Here is a 17,787-nt window from a genome sequence, read left to right on the forward strand (position 1 = left end):
CCTGTCTTCGGGTGGGCCGGCCGGTGCCGTCGAGCAAAGTTTTCCGGCTGTGCACGCATAGTTGCCGATCATTTTTGTCTGGGAAATCGAGCCGTTTCAGCGAAGTTCTGCGAGAATCCCTGCAGTAGCCACCGACCGGGTCGGGCTCCAGGGCTGGCAAACCAAGGAGCCAAGGGTGTGGGTGTCGGGCCGTGAAGGATAGGCCGTCATCGCGACCCCAGTGCCGAGGTGGCAGCCCAGCCGTCTGATGGTGCGAAGGGTTGATGTGACGGAGCGATTGGTCGGCAGACAGGCCGAGAGCGCGCCGTGAGCGACTTCCTCGATTCTTTGCCACATCGATCGTGCGCACTGGTGATCGAGGGCGAGGCGGGAATAGGCAAGACGGCCGTGTGGGCCGACGCGGTCCGTCGGGCTGATGAATGCGGATATCGCGTGTTGAGCTGCCGCGCCGCGGCGGCCGAGTCGGTGCTGGCGTACACGGTGCTGGCCGACCTGCTCGATGACGTCGATGACTCGGTGTGGGCCGACCTGCCGGCTCCGCAGCAGCAGGCTTTGGGCGGAGCGCTGTTGAGAGACCTCGTCGAGGCTTCCGGGATTGATCCCCGGGCCGTCGCGGCGGCGTTCGTGGCAATCATCGGCCGACTCGCCGCCGTTCGGCCCCTCGTGATTGCCATCGACGATCTGCAGTGGTCGGACCCGTCGAGCGCCAGTGCGGTGGCCTACGCCGCGCGCCGCCTTCGCGCCGGCGCGGCCCTGTTGTGCACGACGCGTACCGAAGAGGCCGCCGCGCGGTTGCAGCTGCCAAGCCCCGACGACGTGCGTCGCATCCGAATGCAGCCGTTGACCGTAGGCGAGTTGCATCAGGTTCTGCTGCTGCGGCTGGGACATTCGGTGGCGCGTCCTACGCTGCTACGCATTCACGAGATCGCCGCGGGCAACCCGTTTTTCGCGCTTGAGCTGACCCGAGAACTGCACGCGGAGGGACACGCTTTCCAGGCGAGTCTGCCGGGCAGCCTCACTGAGTTGGTCCGCGCGCGGATCAGCCGGGTCGGCGCCGAAGACGTTCTGCTCGCCATCGCCAGCCTGCCCGATCCGACGGTGGCGATGGTGGCACAGGCCACCAATTGCCCGCCGGATCAGGTGGTGCAATCGCTCAGGCAAGCCGAAGACCAAGCGGTGGTGGCTATCGACGGGAGCCGGGTCCGGTTCACCCATCCCCTCCTGGCGCACGGCGTCTACAGCGCAGCGGCGCCCGGTCGCCGCCGCGAAATGCACCGCCGCCTCGCCGAACTCATCGCCCATCCCGAGTTGCACGCCCGCCACCTCGCGCTCGCCGACACATCCGGGAAGCCGGAGACGGTGGCCGCGCTGGACAGGGCCGCCGAGATCGCCCGCGGCAGGGGCGCGCCGGCCGCCGCCGCCGAGCTGGTCGAACTGGCCGTCGGTCTGGCCGGTGACAACGATCCAGAACGCAAGATACGCTGTGCGACACACCATTTCGTTGCGGGAGATCCCGCCCGCGCCCGGCGGATCCTGGATGCGGTCATCGCAGCGCTGCCGGCCTGCCCCACCCGCGCCGAAGCATTGCATCAGCTGGGGCTGATCGTCCTCTCCGACGACAGCTTCCTGGAAGCGGCGGGCGTCCTCGAGCAGGCTGTCGACGAAAGCGGTACCGACGCCGCCTTACGCGTCCGCATCCTGATCAGCTTGGCATTCGCTCTGCTCAATGCGGGCCGGCACGAGCACGCCTATGCGCGAGTCGAGCGGGCGGTGACCGAATCCGAGCGGCTCGGCACCGCCGCACTGCTCGGGCCGGCGCTGGGCATGCGGGTGATGATCGACTTCATGGGCGGCAAGGGCTTTGACGAGCCCGCGATGCAACGCGCAGTCGAACTGGAAGGGCCGGGCGCGCCAGTCCCGTTGCCGTTGCGGCCTCGCGCACAGATGAGCCTGCTGCGCGCCTGGACGGGTGAGTTGGGGACGGCCCGCGGCGAGCTGGCGGAAATTGAACGGGAATGTCTTGCCCTCGGCGAGGAAGCGGAGCTGATCTTCATCGGGTTTCACCTCACGCTCATCGATATCTGGCTCGGCGACCTCGCCAGTGCGGCGGTCATCGCGGACGCCACGCTGGAGCGGGCGACTCTGCTGGGCGGTGACTTTCCGATGTTCATCGGGCTCACCCTTCGGGCCGCGGTGGCCGCCCACGTCGGCCGCCTCGGCGACGCTCGAAGCGATCTGGGCCGGGCGATAGCGGCTGCCCGGCGTTGTGGCTCAAGACGTTTGGCCGAGTGGCCGGCGACGATAGCCGGATTCGTCGAGGTGTCATCGGGTGACTACCAAGCTGCCATGACGGCGCTCGAACCGCTGTTGCCCATGGTGGGTCTCTTCCCGGAAGCAAGTGAGATCATCTCGTCGTCGTTCGTTCCCGAGGCCGTCGAAGCCATGGTCGGTCTCGGTCGATTGGATGATGCCGAGCCGCTGGTGGAAGCCTTGGAGCGCAATGGCCGCCGGCTTGACCGGGCATGGACCTTGGCGGTCGGTATGCGTTGTCGCGCCATGCTGCAGGCTGCGCGTGGCGATGTCACAGGCGCGCGGACGAGCGTCGAGCTGGCTTTGGCCGAGCACCAACGCCTTTCGATGCCGTTCGAACGCGCCCGCACTTTGCTGTTGGCTGGCCAGTTGCAGCGCCGCCAGCGCCGGCGCGACGCGGCCGGTGCAGCGCTGCGCGAGGCGCGGGACATCTTTGTGCAACTCGGCACGACGGTGTGGGCCGAGCGCGCCGAAACCGAACTGGCGCGCGCCGTGTCGAGCCGAGGCCGCGACCCCGGGTTGACCGCCACCGAAGAACGCGTTGCCGACCTGGCCGTGTCCGGATTGACCAATCGCGACATCGCGGCCGCCCTGTTCGTGAGCCCGAAGACCGTGGAAGTCAACCTCAGCCGCATCTACCGCAAACTGAGCATCCGATCCCGCGCCGAGCTCTACCGGGCACTTCAAGCCTGGAAGGAAAGACCTTGACCTGATCCGCCTCGGCGTTTCAGGAGAACGTGGTGACCGCGCAGGTGCTCGGGGACGTGATGTTGACCCCGGAGTAGACCACCTGGATGTGGGTGCAGGCGATGACGTTGTTGTCGGTCTTGGGCTGGCCCGTCTGCCAGTCGGTCGAGTCGATGCGCCCGTGCGTCTGATACTTGTCCGGCGGGCCCTCGCCCATGTAGATGGTGGTGATCTCGTCCGAACCCATCGCCTTGTGCACCCGCTCGTACTGGCCGTCGGCGTGCGCGTCGAGGTAGGCCAGCCGGTTGGAGGACCGGATCTCGGTGGTCTGCCGGGCCCACAGGCCGGGCGGGAAGCCGGTCACCCCGTCGGGCGTCAGCATGTCAGCCCCTGCCGTGAAGTCGCAGTGGCCATCGGCCTTGAAGCAATTCAGGATGACGCGCGTCTCCAGCTGATTGGGCCCGTCCAGCGGGAACAGCGTGGTTGCGGTGTTGCTCGCCGCCGCGCACACCCCGGCGGGCAGAAACATCGGCAGCGCCGCGACCGCCGCGAGTCCCGATACCAGCCGCATCATCGATGCTTCCCTTCCCTGTGATCCAAGGGTGAACTTAACCCCGCGACTACTCGTCGTAGGTGACTTCTACCGAATCAGATTCAGGGTGAGATTGACAGGCCAGGATCAGGCCCTCGTCCAGATCTTGCTGCTCGAGCACGTCGTTGACCTCCATGCTCACGTTGCCGCTGCGCAACGTGCACGCACACGCGCCGCAATGGCCCTCGCGGCAGGAGAAGGGCGCGTCGAGGCCCTTGGCCAGCAGCACGTCGAGCAGCTTGGCGTTGCGCGGCCACGACACGGTGTGGGTTTCGCCGTCCAGCTCGACCACCGCGGTCGCCGGCGGCTCGTCACCTTCGGCGGTGTCCTCGATCTTCACCGCCGCGAACGGATCCGAGTCCAGCGACTTGAAGACTTCGATATGTATCTGCGGCGCAGGCACTTTCAGCGTTTCCAGGGCCTGTCGCACTGAGTCCATGAAGGCGCCCGGGCCGCAGATGTACACGGGCCGATCCGTGTAGGGCGCGGCAAGCTTGGCCAGCGCGGCCACGCTGGGCAGGCCCTGCAGCGATTCCAACCAGTGCAGCACCGTGAGCCGGTCGGGATATTTGGCCGACAGCTCGCGCAGCGCGTCGGAGAAGATCACCGACCGGTCGTCGCGGTTGGCGTAGACCAGCGTCACCTGCCCGCTGCCCTCGGCCAGCGCCGACTTGCAGATCGACATGATCGGCGTGATCCCGCTGCCCGCGGCCATCAGCAGGAAGTCGTCGCCCAGCGTTTTGGGGACGAAGTTGCCCGACGGGGCCAGCACGTGGATCCGCATGCCCGCCTTGGCGTGGTCGCACAACCAGTTGGACGCGTAGCCGTCCGCGGTGCGTTTGATCGTGACCGTCAGAGCGTCGTCGGTGAACGGCGAGCTGCACAACGAGTAGCAGCGGGCCACCGAGCCGGTGCGCTCGCTGGGAACGCGCAGCGTCAGGAACTGGCCCGGCGCGTACCGCAGCCGCTCGGGCGGGATGCCGGGATCGCCCGCGTCATCGGGCACCGCGAACACCAGCGACCGCGCATCGTCGGTCTCGGCGATGACCTCGGCGACCTGCAGTTCAAGGACGTGGTCACCCAGCGGCTCGTCGGGTGCTTGGTCCAGATCCGCCTCGGTCAAGGCCCGTCCCTTCCTTTCGTTGCAAAACGTGGCGACCCGCTGCGACCGGCTCCGCCGCTCTTGCGATCGCCACGGGCAACTAGAACATGTTACAGAAAAGCGGATTCGTATCGCTACCAGCCGCAGGAATACCCTGCTCGACACAAATCGGAACGTGTTCTAGTCTCTGGTGTAAGTCCGCTGAGTAAGTCTGGCGCAGGAGGCAAACGTAAGTGACGTCCATTCAACAGCGTGATGCGCAGTCGGTTTTGGCTGGCATCGATGATCTGCTCCCGCAGATACGCGAACGCGCTCAGGCGACGGAGGACCTGCGGCGGCTGCCCGACGAGACCGTCCAGGACCTGCAGGACGTGGGGTTCTTCACCCTGCTGCAGCCCGAGCAGTGGGGCGGGCTGCAGTGCGATCCGGCGCTGTTCTACGAGGCGGTGCGGCGGCTGGCCAGCGCGTGTGGTTCCACCGGCTGGGTGAGCTCGATCATCGGCGTGCACAACTGGCACCTGGCGCTGTTCGATCAGCGGGCGCAGGAGGAGGTCTGGGGCGAGGACCCCAAGACCCGGGTCTCGTCGTCGTACGCCCCGATGGGCGCGGGCGTCGTGACCGACGGCGGTTATCTGGTCAACGGTTCGTGGAACTGGTCGTCGGGTTGTGACCACGCCACGTGGGCGTTCCTCGGCGGTCCGGTGATCAAGGACGGCCGCCCTGTCGACTTCGGTTCCTTCCTGATCCCGCGCAGCGAGTACCGCATCGACGACGTGTGGCATGTCGTCGGCCTGCGCGGCACCGGCAGCAACACCGTCGTCGTCAAGGACGTCTTCGTGCCGCGGCACCGATTCCTGTCCTACAAGGCCATGAACGACGGCACCGCGGGCGGCTACGAGACCAACACCGCCGCGGTCTACAAGATGCCTTGGGGCACAATGCATCCCACCACGATCTCGGCGCCCATCGTCGGCATGGCCTACGGCGCGTACGACGCGCACGTCGAGCACCAGGGCAAGCGGGTGCGCGCGGCGTTCGCCGGCGAGAAGGCCAAGGACGACCCGTTCGCCAAGGTCCGCATCGCCGAGGCGGCCAGCGACATCGACGCGGCCTGGCGCCAGCTGAGCGGCAACGTCGCCGACGAGTACGCGCTGCTGTCGGCCGGTAAGGAGATCCCCTTCGAGCTGCGTGCCCGCGCTCGCCGCGACCAGGTGCGCGCCACCGGCCGTGCCATCGCCTCCATCGACCGGCTGTTCGAGGCTTCCGGTGCCACCGCCCTGGGCAATGACCAACCGGTGCAACGGTTCTGGCGTGACGCTCATGCCGGCCGCGTACACGCGGCCAACGACCCCGAGCGGGCCTACCAGATCTTCGGGAACAACGAGTTCGGGTTGCCGCCCGGCGACACCATGGTGTGATCCATGACTGCGACCGAGGAATTGACCTTCGAGTCCACCTCGCGCTTCGCGGAGGTGGACGTGGATGGGCCGCTGAAGCTGCACTACCACGAGGCCGGTGTCGGCAACGAGCAGACCGTGGTGCTGCTGCACGGCGGCGGCCCGGGCGCGGCGAGTTGGACGAACTTCTCCCGCAACATCCCGGTGCTGGCGCAGCAGTTTCACGTGCTGGCCGTCGACCAGCCCGGCTACGGCCACTCCGACAAGCGCGCCGAGCACGGACAGTTCAACCACTACGCGGCGCGCGCGCTCAAGGGCCTCTTCGACCAGCTCGGCCTGGGACGCGTTCCGCTGGTGGGGAATTCGCTGGGCGGTGGCACCGCGGTCCGCTTCGCGCTGGACTACCCGGACCGGGCGGGCAAGCTGGTGCTGATGGGCCCGGGCGGGGTGAGCGTGAACCTGTTCGCGCCCGACCCGACCGAGGGCGTCAAACGGCTGGGCAAGTTCTCCGCCGAGCCCACCCGCGAGAACCTCGAGGCGTTCCTGCGGGTGATGGTCTACGACCAGAAGCTGATCACCCCGGAATTGGTCGAGCAGCGTTTCGAGTTGGCCAGCACACCCGAATCGCTGACGGCGACGCGCGCGATGGGGATGTCGTTCGCCGGAGCGGATTTCGAGCTCGGCATGATGTGGCGCGAGGTGCATCGGCTGCGCCAGCCGGTGCTGCTGATCTGGGGCCGCGAGGATCGGGTCAACCCGCTGGATGGTGCACTGGTCGCACTGAAAACCATCCCGCGCGCACAGCTTCACGTTTTCGGGCAATGTGGGCACTGGGCGCAGGTGGAGAAGTTCGACGAGTTCAACAAGCTCACCATCGATTTCCTGGGAGGTGCGCGATGAGCATCCGCTCGCTGGGCTATCTGCGTATCGAGGCCACCGACATGGCGGCCTGGCGCGAGTACGGCTTGAAGGTCCTCGGCATGGTCGAGGGCAAGGGCGCGACCGAAGGAACACTGTATCTGCGGATGGACGATTTCCCGGCCCGGTTGGTGATCGTGCCCGGCGAACAGGACCGGCTCATCGAGGCGGGCTGGGAGTGCGCGAATGCGGCTGGCCTGCAAGAGATCCGGAACCGGCTGGACGTCGAGGGCACCCCCTACAAGGAGGCCACCGCCGCCGAACTGGCCGATCGCCGGGTCGACGAGATGATCCGGTTCTCCGACCCGTCCGGCAATTGCCTGGAGGTCTTCCACGGCGCCGCTTTGGAACACCGCCGCGTGGTCAGCCCGTACGGCCACAAGTTCGTCACCGCCGAGCAGGGCCTGGGGCACGTGGTGCTGACCACCCGCGACGACGAAGAGACGCTGCACTTCTACCGGGATGTGCTGGACTTCAAGCTGCGCGACTCGATGCGGCTGCCGCCCCAGGTGGTCGGCCGGCCCGCCGACGGCCCGCCGGCCTGGCTGCGGTTCCTGGGCTGCAACCCGCGTCACCACAGCCTGGCCTTCATGCCCGGACAGACCCCCAGCGGCATCGTGCACCTGATGGTCGAGGTCGAAGAGGCCGACGACGTCGGGCTGTGCCTGGACCGGGCGCTGCGTAAGAAGGTGCCGATGTCGGCGACGCTGGGCCGGCACGTCAACGACCTGATGCTGTCCTTCTACATGAAGACACCAAGCGGATTCGATGTCGAATTCGGCTGCGAGGGAAGGCAAGTCGAGGACACCGATTGGATCGCCCGGGAGAGCACCGCAATCAGCCTGTGGGGCCACGACTTCAGCGTCGGCTTCAAGGGCTAAATTCGGGGTTATGACTGCCGCGCCGATCGACCCGCGCACGTTCCGCAGCGTGCTCGGTCAGTTCTGCACCGGGATCACCATCATCACCACCGTGCACGACGACGTCCCGGTCGGCTTCGCCTGCCAGTCCTTCGCCGCGCTCTCGCTGGATCCGCCGCTGGTGCTGTTCTGCCCCACCAAGGTGTCGCGGTCGTGGAAGGCCATCGAGGCGAGCGGCCGATTCTGCGTCAACATGCTGACCGAGCAGCAGAAGCACGTCTCGGCCCGCTTCGGCTCCAAGGAGCCGGACAAGTTCGCCGGGATCGACTGGCACCCTTCCGAACTCGGTTCCCCGATCATCGACAATTCGCTGGCCTACATCGACTGCACGGTTGCCTCCGCGCACGACGGCGGCGATCACTTCGTTGTTTTTGGTGCGGTGCAATCGCTTTCGGAGGCGCCCAAGATCAAACCGCGGCCGCTGCTGTTCTACCGCGGCGAATACACCGGCATCGAGCCGGACAAGACGACGCCGGCGCAATGGCGCGACGACCTGGAGGCGTTCCTGACCACCACCACCCAGGACACCTGGTTGTAGCAGTCCTCAGGTAGGCCCGCCGCGATGGCTTCCGGCGTCACGCTCGGTGCCCGAGAGGTTCACCGTGGGAGAGTTGTCCGGGATCGGCTGCTCCTGGCTCCACGCGGCGTCGCGGTCGGCTTCGCCCTTGTCGGCAGCGGAGTCCTTTTCGGTCTTCACTTTGGGATCCAGGCTGTCGGCCCGCTGCCACTGCTCGTTCAGCTGTTCGCGCGAGGACGCCACTTCGCTCTGATGCGCTGACGCCCGGTCCTGCAGCCGCGCGGCTTCGGCCGCCTTGGCCTCGGCTTCGGCCTGCGCGGCGCGCGCTTTCGCGGCGGTTTCCGCGGCCAGTGCCTCGCGGCGCTCGACCTTGGCGGCCTCCACTCGGGCCTGTTCGCGAATCCCCTCGGCCTGCCGCTCGCGGCGGCGCATGCTCGCTCTGCGGGCAAGCATGACGAGAACGATGATGATGAAGACGGCCACGACTGCGGCGACGACGATCCAGACGGTGTTGCTGGTGTTCATGATGGACTCCGTTGTCAGTGTTGGGAAGCGCTGAGTTCCCCGTTGACGGGTTGCCGTATTCGACATGGATGAAACAACCGATGCCGGCGCCCGCTGCCGCGGCCGGGGGGCCGCGCGCCAGAATGGTGGCATGACGCTGGATCTGGGCGCGTACTTCGACCGCATCAACTACGGCGGTCCCGCCGAGCCGACCCTCGAGGTGCTGCAGGACCTGATGACCGCGCACACCGGATCGATCCCGTTCGAAAATCTCGACCCGCTGCTGGGCGTCCCGGTCGACGACCTGAGCCCGGAAGCGTTGACCGACAAGCTGGTCTACCGGCGCCGCGGGGGCTACTGCTACGAGCAGAACGGGCTGATGGGGTACGCGCTGACCGAAATCGGCTTTCGGGTCCGGCGGTTGGCCGGGCGGGTGGTCTGGATGCAGCCGCCCGACGCGCCGCTGGGCGCCCAGACACACACGGTGCTGGCGGTGACCTTCCCCGGCTCGGGGGGTTCCTTCCTGGTCGACGTCGGCTTCGGCGGCCAGACCCTGACCTCTCCCATCCGATTGCAGACCGGGAACGCCCAGCCGACCACGCACGAGCCGTACCGGCTGAATGACCGCGGTGACGGCCTGGTCCTGCAGGCCCTGGTCCGCGACGAGTGGCGACCTCTGTACACATTCGGCACCCAGACCGTGCCGCAGATCGATCTGGCGGTGGGCAGCTGGTACGTGTCCACGCACCCGTCGTCGATCTTCGTGACCGGCTTGACGGTCGCGCTGACCACCGAGGACGCCCGCTACAACCTGGCCGGTAGGAACCTGACCATCCACCGCGCCGACGGCAGCGAGAAGATCCGCCTCGACGACGCCGCCGCGGTTGTCGACGCGATCGTTGGGCGGTTCGGCATCGACGTGGCGGGTGTCGGCGATCAGGGTGCGCTCGAGGCGCGCATCGCGCAGGTGCTCGACGGTTAGGCGCCTGTCCGGCTGTCGCTAGCGGGCCGAAAGCCAGGGGCCCAGCCGTCGCAGCGCTTCGTCGATGTCGTTCGTCGGCCCCGCAAATGACAGTCGCACGAACGAATCGCCCCGCGCGGTGTCGAAGTCGATGCCCGGCGCGATCGCAACGCCGGTGTCTTCCAACAGCTTCGAACAAAACGCGAGCGAGTCGTCGGTGAATTCCGAGACGTCGGCGTACACGTAGAAGGCGCCGTCGGTCGGGGCCAAACGCTCGATGCCGATGCCGCGTAGCCCGTCGAGTATTCGCGAACGATTGGCCGCATAATGATGCAGGTGACCGTCGGCCTCGGCGGTCGCCTCCGGGGTGAAGGCCGCGACCGCGGCGACTTGCGACAGCACGGGCGGACAGATGGTGAAGTTCCCGGTGAGGCGATCCACCGCGCGGCGCAGCTCGGACGGCACCAGCAGCCAGCCCAGTCGCCAGCCCGTCATCGCGTAGTACTTCGAAAAGCTGTTGACCACAACGGCATTTCGCGACGTCTGCCACGCGCAGCTGGTTTGCGGTGACCCGTCGTAGACCAGACCGTGGTAGACCTCGTCGCTGATCAGCCGCGCCCCCGTCGCATCACACCACGACGCGATCGCGGCCAGCTCCGTCGGCTCGATGACCGTGCCAGTGGGGTTGGCCGGGCTTGCGACGATCACGCCCTGCACCGGGGGGTCGAGGTCGGCGAGCATCCGCGCGGTGGGCTGGAAGCGCGTCTGCGGTCCGCAGGGGATTTCCACCACCTCACATCCCAACGCCGACAGGATGTTTCGGTAGCAGGGGTAGCCCGGGCTGGCCAGGGCCACCCGGTCACCGACGTCGAAGCAGGCCAAGAAGGTGAGCAGGAAGCCACCCGAGGAGCCCGTCGTGATCACCACCGCGTCGGGTTCCACGTCGAGCCCGTGCTGGCGCTGATAGTCGGCGGCGATCGCGGCTCGCAGGTCCGGAATGCCCAGTGCCACCGAGTAACCGAGTTCGTTGGACTGCACGGCCGCGGCCGCGGCCGCTCGCACCGGCCCGGGCGCGCCCACGCTGGGCTGGCCGGCCGACAGGTTGACCAAGTCGCCGTGGCTGCGCTGGCGTTCCGCGGCCGCCAGCCAGACATCCATCACGTAGAACGGTGGGATGCCGGCTCGTAGCGAGACGCGGTCGGTCACGGCGCCGTGAGTACCTCGGATTCCAGTCGCTTCAGTAGTTCTTGGCACGATTCCAGCAGATGCGCGCTGCCGTGGGCACGTTTGAAGTACAGGTGCATGTCGTGTTCCCAGGTGATCGCGATGCCGCCGTGCAGCTGGATGCCCTCGGCGGCCACGGTGTTCAGTGCCTCGGTGGCGGCTAGCCGGGCGGCGGCGGCGTTGGTGGGCGTGGGGTGGTCGCACGCATCGGCGACGACGGCCTTCGCGGCGGCGACGGTGACATACAGATCGGCCATCCGGTGCTTGAGGGCCTGAAAGCTGCCGATCGGTCGGCCGAATTGCACGCGGTCCTTGGCGTATTCGACGGTCAGTTTCAGGCAGCGTTCGGCGGCGCCGATCTGCTCGGCGGCCAGCAGGATGGCCGCTTGGTCCGCCAGGCCCGGGTCCGTGCCGATCGGCACGGTCTCCTCGGCTTTCACCCGCGCCAGGCGCCGGGTCGGGTCCATGGTGGTGACGGGCTCGGCGCCGAATCGGGTCCACCGGCTGAGCCGTCCGTCCTCGACGGCGACCACGACGTCGGCGACATCGCCGTTGATCACGTAATCGGCGTCGAGCACCAGCGCGCCGATCGAGCCGCCCTCGGCAAGGCTTTCCAGCGTCGCGGTGTCCGGCTCGGCCGCGCTCAGCAGCGCCAGCTCGGCCAGCGTGGTCCCCAGCAGCGGGGAGGGCACCAGCGCGCGGCCCAGTTCCTGCAAAACCGCTGCGGCGTCGGCCAATTCGCCGCCCGCGCCGCCCGACTCCTCGGGCACCACCAGGGCGGCGGCGCCGACCTGCTCGCACAGCAGTCGCCACAGCGATTCGTCGTAGCCACGGTCGGACTCCATGGCCGCGCGCACGGCGGCCGGGCCGGCGTGCTTGGCCACCAGGGCGGCGACCGTCTCGGCCAGCATCTGCCGTTCTTCAGTTGTGGTCATAGCGCCTCCAGCACTCGCCGCCGATGTTCCTCCGGCGTACCCCAGGCGGACCGCAACGCCTGCACGCGCAGCAGCAACAGCGACAGGTCGTGTTCCTGGGTGAAACCGATTGCGCCGTGGGTCTGCAAGGCCGACCGAGCCGCCAGCAGCCCCGCCTCAGACGCGGCCGCCTTGGCGGCGCTGACGTCGCGCGGATCCATGGTCAGTGCCGCGCCGTAGACCAGCGGACGGGCCAGTTCGATGGCGATGTGCACGTCGGCGAGCTTGTGCTTGATCGCCTGGTACGAGCCGATCACCCGGCCGAACTGGGTGCGTTGCTTGGCGTAGTCGACCGCGCCGTCGCGGAGCGCCTCGGCCGCGCCGATCAGCTGGGCCGCGGTGGCCAGCGCGCCGAATTCGTAGGCCCGCTTGATGTCTGCCTGCCACGACGACCCGGTCGCAGTCACGTCATACAGCCGCCGGCTGGGGTCGACGGATTCGTGGACGGCGCCCGGTGTCGCCTCGGTGACGCCGTCCTCGCCGGCCAGCAGCAGCAGGCCGGCCACGTCGGCGTCGACGGCACGCGGTGTCTGCGGCGGCATGGCGACCGTGGCGATCAGCTCCCCGGACGCCAATCCGGCGCAGCGCTCGGCGTGATCATCAGAGCCGAGCAAAACCGGTGCCACGGCGATGGATTCGGTCACCGGGCCCGGCACGCACCAGCGCCCGAGCCGCTCGATGGCGACGACGAGGTCTACCGGATGGGCCTCGATGCCGTCGAATTTCTCCGGCACGGCCAGAGCGGTGACGCCCAGGTTGGCCAACTGCTCCCACACCTTGCGGCCCGGTGCGGTATCGCCGGCGGACCACGCCCGCACGGCGCCGGGCAAGTCCGCCGCACCGAGCGCGGCGTCGATGCTGGCCGCGAAGTCGCGCTGCTGTTCGTCTAGCGCAAATTTCACTTCTTGCCCCCGGACTTCTCGCGCGGCAGGCCCAGCAACCGCTCGGAGATGATATTGCGCTGAATTTCGTTGGTGCCGGCGTAGATCGGGCCGCCCAGCGCGAACAGCAGACCCTCCGTCCACCGGCCGGCGAGCTCCCCGTCGGCGGCGAGTAGGTCGAGCGCGGCCTGGTGCAATTCGACGTCGAGGTCTGACCAGAACACCTTGGTCACCGACGACTCGGCGCCCAGCTCGCCGCCGAGGGCCAGCCGGGTCACCGTCTCGAAGGTCTGCAGCCGGTAGGCCTGCGCCTTGATCCAGCCGTCGGCGACCCGGTCGGCGAATGCGGCGGGCGAGCCACTGTCCTTCCACAGCCGCACCAACCGTTCGGCGGTCGCCAGGAAGCGCGCCGGGCTGCGCAGCGACATGCCGCGCTCGTTGCTCGACGTGCTCATGGCCGCCCGCCAGCCCTCGTGCGGGGTACCGATCACGTCCTCGTCGGGCACGAAGACGTCGTCGAGGAAGATCTCACCGAAGCCGGTGTCGCCGCCCAGCTGGACGATGGGCCGCACCGTGACACCCTCGGCCTTCAGGTCGAACATGAAATACGTCAGCCCGTTGTGCCGCTCGGCGCCGGGATCGGAACGAAACAGCCCGAAACCCCGCTCGGCGAACGGGGCTCGCGAGCTCCAGATCTTCTGCCCGTTGAGCAGCCAGCCCCCGTCGGTCTGGGTGGCGGTGGACCGCAGCGACGCCAGGTCGCTGCCGGATTCGGGCTCCGACCACGCCTGAGCCCAGATCTGTTCGCCGCTGGCCATTTTCGGCAGAATCCGGTCGAGTTGCTCTTGGGTGCCGTGCGCGAAGAGGGTCGGCGCCAGCATCGAGGTGCCGTTGGCGCTGGCCCGGCCCGGCGCACCGGCCCGGAAGTACTCCTCTTCGAAGACCACCCAGTGCAGCAGCGGCGCGTCCCGGCCGCCGTACTTCTTCGGCCAGGTGATCACCGAAAGGCCGGCGTCGAACAGCACGCGGTCCCAATGCCGGTGCTGCTCAAAGCCTTCGGCGTTGTCGTATGACTTCGTCGGGACGGCATCGGCGTTGGCCGACAAGAAGTCCCGCACCTCGGCCTGGAAGGCCAGGGTGTCTTCGTCGAGTTCCAGATCCATTAGCCCTGCTCTCGCAGTTGTGGTTTGAGCACCTTGCCGCCCGCATTGCGCGGCAGCGCGTCGACGAACCGCACCGACCGCGGTGCCTTGAAGTTCGCCAAATGTTCTCGGGTGTAAGCGATCACGGATTCTTCATCGAGCTGGGCGCCGGGCCGGGTCACCAGGTACGCCCGGCCCACTTCGCCGAGGCGCTCGTCGGGAACTCCGATCACCGCGGCGTCAGCCACGCCGTCCATGCGGGCCAGCACCTGCTCGACCTCGGCGGGGTAGACGTTGAATCCGCCGCAGATGTACATGTCCTTGAGTCGGTCGGTGATGCGCAGGTTGCCGGCCGCGTCGACGGCGCCGATGTCGCCGGTGTGCAGCCAGCCGTCGGCGTCGATGGCGGCCGCGGTGGCCTCCGGGTCTTCCAGGTAACCCAGCATCACGTTCGGCCCGCGCAGCAACACCTCTCCCGAATCCTCGGGCGGGTCGGCGTCGATGCGCAGCTCGAAGTCGGCGAAGGGGCGCCCGCAGGTGGTGGCCACGGTGATCGCGTCGTCGTCGGCGCGGCACATGGTTCCCATGCCGTTGGCCTCGGTCAGCCCGTAGGCGGTCAGCACGATGTCGATGTCGAGTTCGGATTGCATGCGCTCGACCAGCACGACCGGCACGGTAGCGGCGCCGGTCACCGCGAACCGCAGTGAGCTCAGGTCGTAGTCGTTGCGTGCCGGGTGGTCCAGCAGGGTCTGGTAGATGGTGGGCGGCCCGGGCAGCACGGTGATGCGGTGCCGCTCGATCGCTTGCAGCGCGCGCAGCGGGTCGAAGGTCAGGTGGGGGATCAACGTCGCGCCGGTCTGCAGGCAGGCCAGGATGCCGGCCTTGTAGCCGAAGTTGTGAAAGAACGGGTTGATGCACAGGTAGCGGTCGTCGCTGGTGATCTTGCCGTTGGCCGCCCAGGATGCGGAGGCCGACAGCGACTGCCGATGCGCGCACAGCACGCCTTTGCTGCGGCCGGTGGTGCCGGACGTGAAGAGGATGTCGCTGACGTCGTCGGGCGCGACGGCGGACGCGCGAGCGGCGACCGTGTCGAGGTCGCTGCCGCGCGCGACGAACTCGTCCCAGGTTCCGTCGTCGGTCTCGTCGGCCTCGATCGGTATCCGCACGATGTGGCGCAGCGCCGGGAGCGCCGCACGGTCCAGGTCGGCAACGCGATCGTGGCCCAGGAATCGGCCCATGCCGAACAACACGGGCGAGCCGGTGCGGGCCAGGACGTCGGCGGCCTCTGCGGCGGTGTAGCGGGTGTTCAGCGGCACCATCGCCGCGCCGGCGTGGTGTATTGCCAGGCAGGCCACCACCCAATGCCAGGTGTTCGGCGACCAGATGGCCACCCGGTCGCCCGCTTGGACGCCGAGATCGATGAGGGCGGCGGCGGCTCGGTGCACCTCGTCGCGCAGCGCGGCGGCGGTGAAAGACCGTTCGTCGGTGATCAGCGCGTCGTGGTCGGGCAGCTGGTCCGCGAAACGATCCAGCGCCGCGGGCACCGTGCGCGGATCGTCGGTCATCGAATGCTCCTAGAGAGTTCCGCGCGCGAGGCGCAGTCACCGAGCTACAAAGCAAGTGCTTGGTAGGTTAGCCTACAGGTCATGCAGGACGTCGAGGAGTTCCGGGCGGAGGTCCGGCAGTGGCTCGCCGACAATCTGGTCGGCGAATTCGCAGCTCTCAAGGGTCTCGGCGGACCCGGACGCGAGCACGAGGCGTTCGAAGAGCGCCGGGCATGGAATCAGCATCTGGCCAGGGCCGGGCTGACCTGCCTGGGCTGGCCGGTCGAACACGGTGGTCGGGGCCTGTCCACCGCGCACCGGGTGGCCTTCTACGAGGAGTACGCCAAGGCCGACGCCCCGGACAAGGTCAACCACTTCGGCGAGGAGTTGCTCGGCCCCACGCTGATCGCCTTTGGGACGCCCGAGCAGCAGCAGCGCTTCCTGCCGAAGATCCTCGACGTGACCGAGCTGTGGTGCCAGGGCTATTCGGAGCCCGGCGCCGGCAGCGACCTGGCCAACGTGGCGACCACCGCCGAACTCGACGGCGACGAGTGGGTGATCAACGGCCAAAAGGTGTGGACGTCGCTGGCGCACCTGTCGCAGTGGTGCTTCGTGGTCGCGCGCACCGAGAAGGGCTCCAAGCGGCACGCCGGCCTGTCCTACCTGCTGGTGCCGCTGGATCAACCGGGCGTGGAGGTCCGTCCGATCGTCCAGATCACCGGCACGGCGGAATTCAACGAGGTGTTCTTCGACGACGCCCGCACCGAGGCTTCGCTGGTGGTCGGCGAGCCCGGCGACGGCTGGCGGGTCGCCATGGGCACGCTGACCTTCGAGCGGGGCGTGTCCACGCTCGGGCAGCAAATCCGTTACGCCCGTGAGCTTTCTAACCTGGCCGAGCTCGCCCAACGCACCGGGGCGGCCGACGACCCGTTCATCCGCGAGCGGCTGACCAGGGCGTGGACCGGGCTGCGGGCCATGCGCAGCTACGCGTTGGCCACCATGGACGTCGAGCAGCCCGGTCAGGACAACGTGTCGAAGTTGTTGTGGGCCAACTGGCATCGGGATCTGGGCGAGCTGGCCATGGACGTCATCGGCAAGCCCGGACTGACGCTGGCCGATGGCGAGTTCGATGAATGGCAGCGGCTGTTCCTGTTCACCCGTGCCGACACCATCTACGGCGGATCCAACGAGATCCAGCGCAACATCATCGCCGAGCGGGTGCTCGGCCTACCCCGAGAGGTCAAAGGATGAGTTTGTCCGAAGCTCCGAAAGAGATTGCCGGACATGGACTTCTGCAGGGCAAGGTGGTGGTCGTGACGGCGGCCGCGGGCACCGGCATCGGCGCGTCGACGGCACGACGGGCGCTGGCCGAGGGCGCCGACGTGGTGATCTCGGACCACCACGAACGCCGGCTGGGGGAGACCGCCGACGAGCTCGCCGCGCTGGGACAGGGCCGGGTCGAAAGCGTGCTGTGCGACGTGACGTCGACCGCGCAGATCGATGCGCTGTTCGCGTCGGCCACCGCGCGGATGGGACGCGTCGACGTCCTGGTGAACAACGCCGGGCTGGGCGGCCAGACCCCGGTGGTCGACATGACCGACGAGGAGTGGGACCGCGTCCTGGACGTCACCCTGACGTCGGTGTTTCGCGCCACCCGCGCGGCGCTGCGCTACTTTCGCGATGCGCCGCACGGCGGGGTCATCGTCAACAACGCCAGCGTCCTCGGCTGGCGCGCGCAGCACTCGCAGTCGCACTATGCCGCCGCCAAGGCCGGTGTGATGGCGCTGACCCGTTGCAGCGCAATCGAAGCCGCCGAATACGGCGTGCGGATCAATGCGGTGTCGCCGAGCATCGCGCGGCACAAATTCCTGGAAAAGACGTCGTCGTCGGAGTTGCTCGACCGGCTGTCGGCCGGCGAGGCCTTCGGGCGTGCCGCCGAGCCGTGGGAGGTCGCGGCCACCATCGCGTTCCTCGCCAGCGACTACTCGAGCTATCTCACCGGAGAGGTCATCTCGGTTTCCAGCCAACACCCGTGAGCTGCGATATCGCTGACTGGCGCGCGGCCGCGACGTGTTTACAATTGTCGACCAACGCGGTTGATGCAGGTGGGAGGG

Annotated in this window: 16 protein-coding genes; 8 read left to right on the forward strand and 8 right to left on the reverse strand. The window is 68.0% G+C overall.

Annotated elements, in window-relative coordinates; genetic code table 11:
* The first annotated feature begins 276 nt into the window (after window positions 1-276).
* Complete coding sequence (locus tag AC5Y7E_RS03590) at window positions 277-3,018, forward strand: AAA family ATPase (protein ID WP_499947599.1); 2,742 nt, start codon at window positions 277-279, stop codon at window positions 3,016-3,018.
* 19 nt (window positions 3,019-3,037) lie between these two features.
* Here the strand turns inward: AC5Y7E_RS03590 and AC5Y7E_RS03595 are convergent, their stop codons facing one another.
* Both AC5Y7E_RS03595 and AC5Y7E_RS03600 read right to left on the reverse strand, forming a co-directional pair.
* Window positions 3,038-3,571 carry a hypothetical protein gene (locus AC5Y7E_RS03595; protein WP_499947447.1) on the reverse strand — a complete coding sequence of 178 codons (534 nt, stop codon included), beginning with the start codon at window positions 3,569-3,571 and terminating at the stop codon, window positions 3,038-3,040.
* Window positions 3,572-3,617: 46 nt separating this feature from the next.
* Window positions 3,618-4,712 (reverse strand): 2Fe-2S iron-sulfur cluster-binding protein, encoded by a 1,095-nt coding sequence (locus tag AC5Y7E_RS03600; protein WP_499947448.1) that lies wholly within the window; start codon window positions 4,710-4,712, stop codon window positions 3,618-3,620.
* Window positions 4,713-4,924: 212 nt separating this feature from the next.
* Between AC5Y7E_RS03600 and hsaA the strand changes: the two genes are divergently transcribed.
* The 4 genes from hsaA to hsaB are packed head-to-tail and all read left to right on the forward strand — an operon-like array spanning window position 4,925 to window position 8,464.
* Window positions 4,925-6,109, forward strand: a complete 1,185-nt coding sequence (gene hsaA, locus AC5Y7E_RS03605; protein WP_499916984.1) for a 3-hydroxy-9,10-secoandrosta-1,3,5(10)-triene-9,17-dione monooxygenase oxygenase subunit — start codon at window positions 4,925-4,927, stop codon at window positions 6,107-6,109.
* A gap of 3 nt (window positions 6,110-6,112) precedes the next feature.
* Window positions 6,113-6,988: a 4,5:9,10-diseco-3-hydroxy-5,9,17-trioxoandrosta-1(10),2-diene-4-oate hydrolase gene (gene hsaD, locus AC5Y7E_RS03610; protein ID WP_499947449.1), complete on the forward strand. Its 876-nt coding sequence runs from the start codon at window positions 6,113-6,115 to the stop codon at window positions 6,986-6,988.
* Window positions 6,985-7,887 carry an iron-dependent extradiol dioxygenase HsaC gene (gene hsaC / locus AC5Y7E_RS03615; RefSeq protein WP_499916980.1) on the forward strand — a complete coding sequence of 301 codons (903 nt, stop codon included), beginning with the start codon at window positions 6,985-6,987 and terminating at the stop codon, window positions 7,885-7,887. Before hsaD ends, hsaC begins: the two co-directional genes overlap by 4 nt.
* A 10-nt stretch (window positions 7,888-7,897) precedes the next feature.
* Entirely contained in the window at window positions 7,898-8,464 is a 567-nt protein-coding gene (hsaB, locus tag AC5Y7E_RS03620) for a 3-hydroxy-9,10-secoandrosta-1,3,5(10)-triene-9,17-dione monooxygenase reductase subunit (RefSeq protein WP_499916978.1), read from the forward strand.
* A 6-nt stretch (window positions 8,465-8,470) separates the two neighbouring features.
* On the opposite strand, the gene AC5Y7E_RS03625 is transcribed toward hsaB, so the two are convergent.
* Window positions 8,471-8,968 carry a hypothetical protein gene (locus AC5Y7E_RS03625; RefSeq protein ID WP_499947450.1) on the reverse strand — a complete coding sequence of 166 codons (498 nt, stop codon included), beginning with the start codon at window positions 8,966-8,968 and terminating at the stop codon, window positions 8,471-8,473.
* A 130-nt stretch (window positions 8,969-9,098) separates the two neighbouring features.
* On the opposite strand from AC5Y7E_RS03625, the gene AC5Y7E_RS03630 reads away from it, so the two are divergent.
* Window positions 9,099-9,929, forward strand: a complete 831-nt coding sequence (locus AC5Y7E_RS03630) for an arylamine N-acetyltransferase family protein (RefSeq protein ID WP_499947451.1) — start codon at window positions 9,099-9,101, stop codon at window positions 9,927-9,929.
* Between the two features lie 18 nt (window positions 9,930-9,947).
* On the opposite strand, the gene AC5Y7E_RS03635 is transcribed toward AC5Y7E_RS03630, so the two are convergent.
* From AC5Y7E_RS03635 to fadD3, 5 genes are read right to left on the reverse strand one after another with little or no spacing between them, the layout of a single operon-like run.
* Window positions 9,948-11,114, reverse strand: coding sequence for a pyridoxal phosphate-dependent aminotransferase (locus AC5Y7E_RS03635; RefSeq protein ID WP_499947452.1), 1,167 nt, complete (start codon window positions 11,112-11,114; stop codon window positions 9,948-9,950).
* Window positions 11,111-12,067: an acyl-CoA dehydrogenase IpdE2 gene (gene ipdE2 / locus AC5Y7E_RS03640; RefSeq protein WP_499947453.1), complete on the reverse strand. Its 957-nt coding sequence runs from the start codon at window positions 12,065-12,067 to the stop codon at window positions 11,111-11,113. Before ipdE2 ends, AC5Y7E_RS03635 begins: the two co-directional genes overlap by 4 nt.
* Window positions 12,064-13,008 (reverse strand): acyl-CoA dehydrogenase family protein, encoded by a 945-nt coding sequence (locus AC5Y7E_RS03645; protein ID WP_499947454.1) that lies wholly within the window; start codon window positions 13,006-13,008, stop codon window positions 12,064-12,066. Before AC5Y7E_RS03645 ends, ipdE2 begins: the two co-directional genes overlap by 4 nt.
* Entirely contained in the window at window positions 13,005-14,150 is a 1,146-nt protein-coding gene (locus tag AC5Y7E_RS03650) for an acyl-CoA dehydrogenase family protein (RefSeq protein WP_499947455.1), read from the reverse strand. Before AC5Y7E_RS03650 ends, AC5Y7E_RS03645 begins: the two co-directional genes overlap by 4 nt.
* Window positions 14,150-15,694 (reverse strand): 3-((3aS,4S,7aS)-7a-methyl-1,5-dioxo-octahydro-1H-inden-4-yl)propanoate--CoA ligase FadD3, encoded by a 1,545-nt coding sequence (fadD3, locus tag AC5Y7E_RS03655; RefSeq protein WP_499947456.1) that lies wholly within the window; start codon window positions 15,692-15,694, stop codon window positions 14,150-14,152. The genes AC5Y7E_RS03650 and fadD3 overlap by 1 nt, the downstream gene beginning before the upstream one ends.
* Window positions 15,695-15,775: 81 nt before the next feature.
* Here fadD3 and ipdE1 point away from each other — a divergent pair, with 81 nt between their 5' ends.
* Together ipdE1 and ipdF are read left to right on the forward strand one after the other, a co-directional pair.
* Entirely contained in the window at window positions 15,776-16,924 is a 1,149-nt protein-coding gene (gene ipdE1 / locus AC5Y7E_RS03660) for an acyl-CoA dehydrogenase IpdE1 (protein WP_499947457.1), read from the forward strand.
* Complete coding sequence (ipdF, locus tag AC5Y7E_RS03665) at window positions 16,921-17,709, forward strand: (5R,7aS)-5-hydroxy-7a-methyl-1-oxo-2,3,5,6,7,7a-hexahydro-1H-indene-carboxyl-CoA reductase (protein WP_499916960.1); 789 nt, start codon at window positions 16,921-16,923, stop codon at window positions 17,707-17,709. The genes ipdE1 and ipdF overlap by 4 nt, the downstream gene beginning before the upstream one ends.
* Window positions 17,710-17,787 lie beyond the last annotated feature (78 nt).

This window comes from Mycobacterium sp. NGS17 (assembly GCF_059813205.1).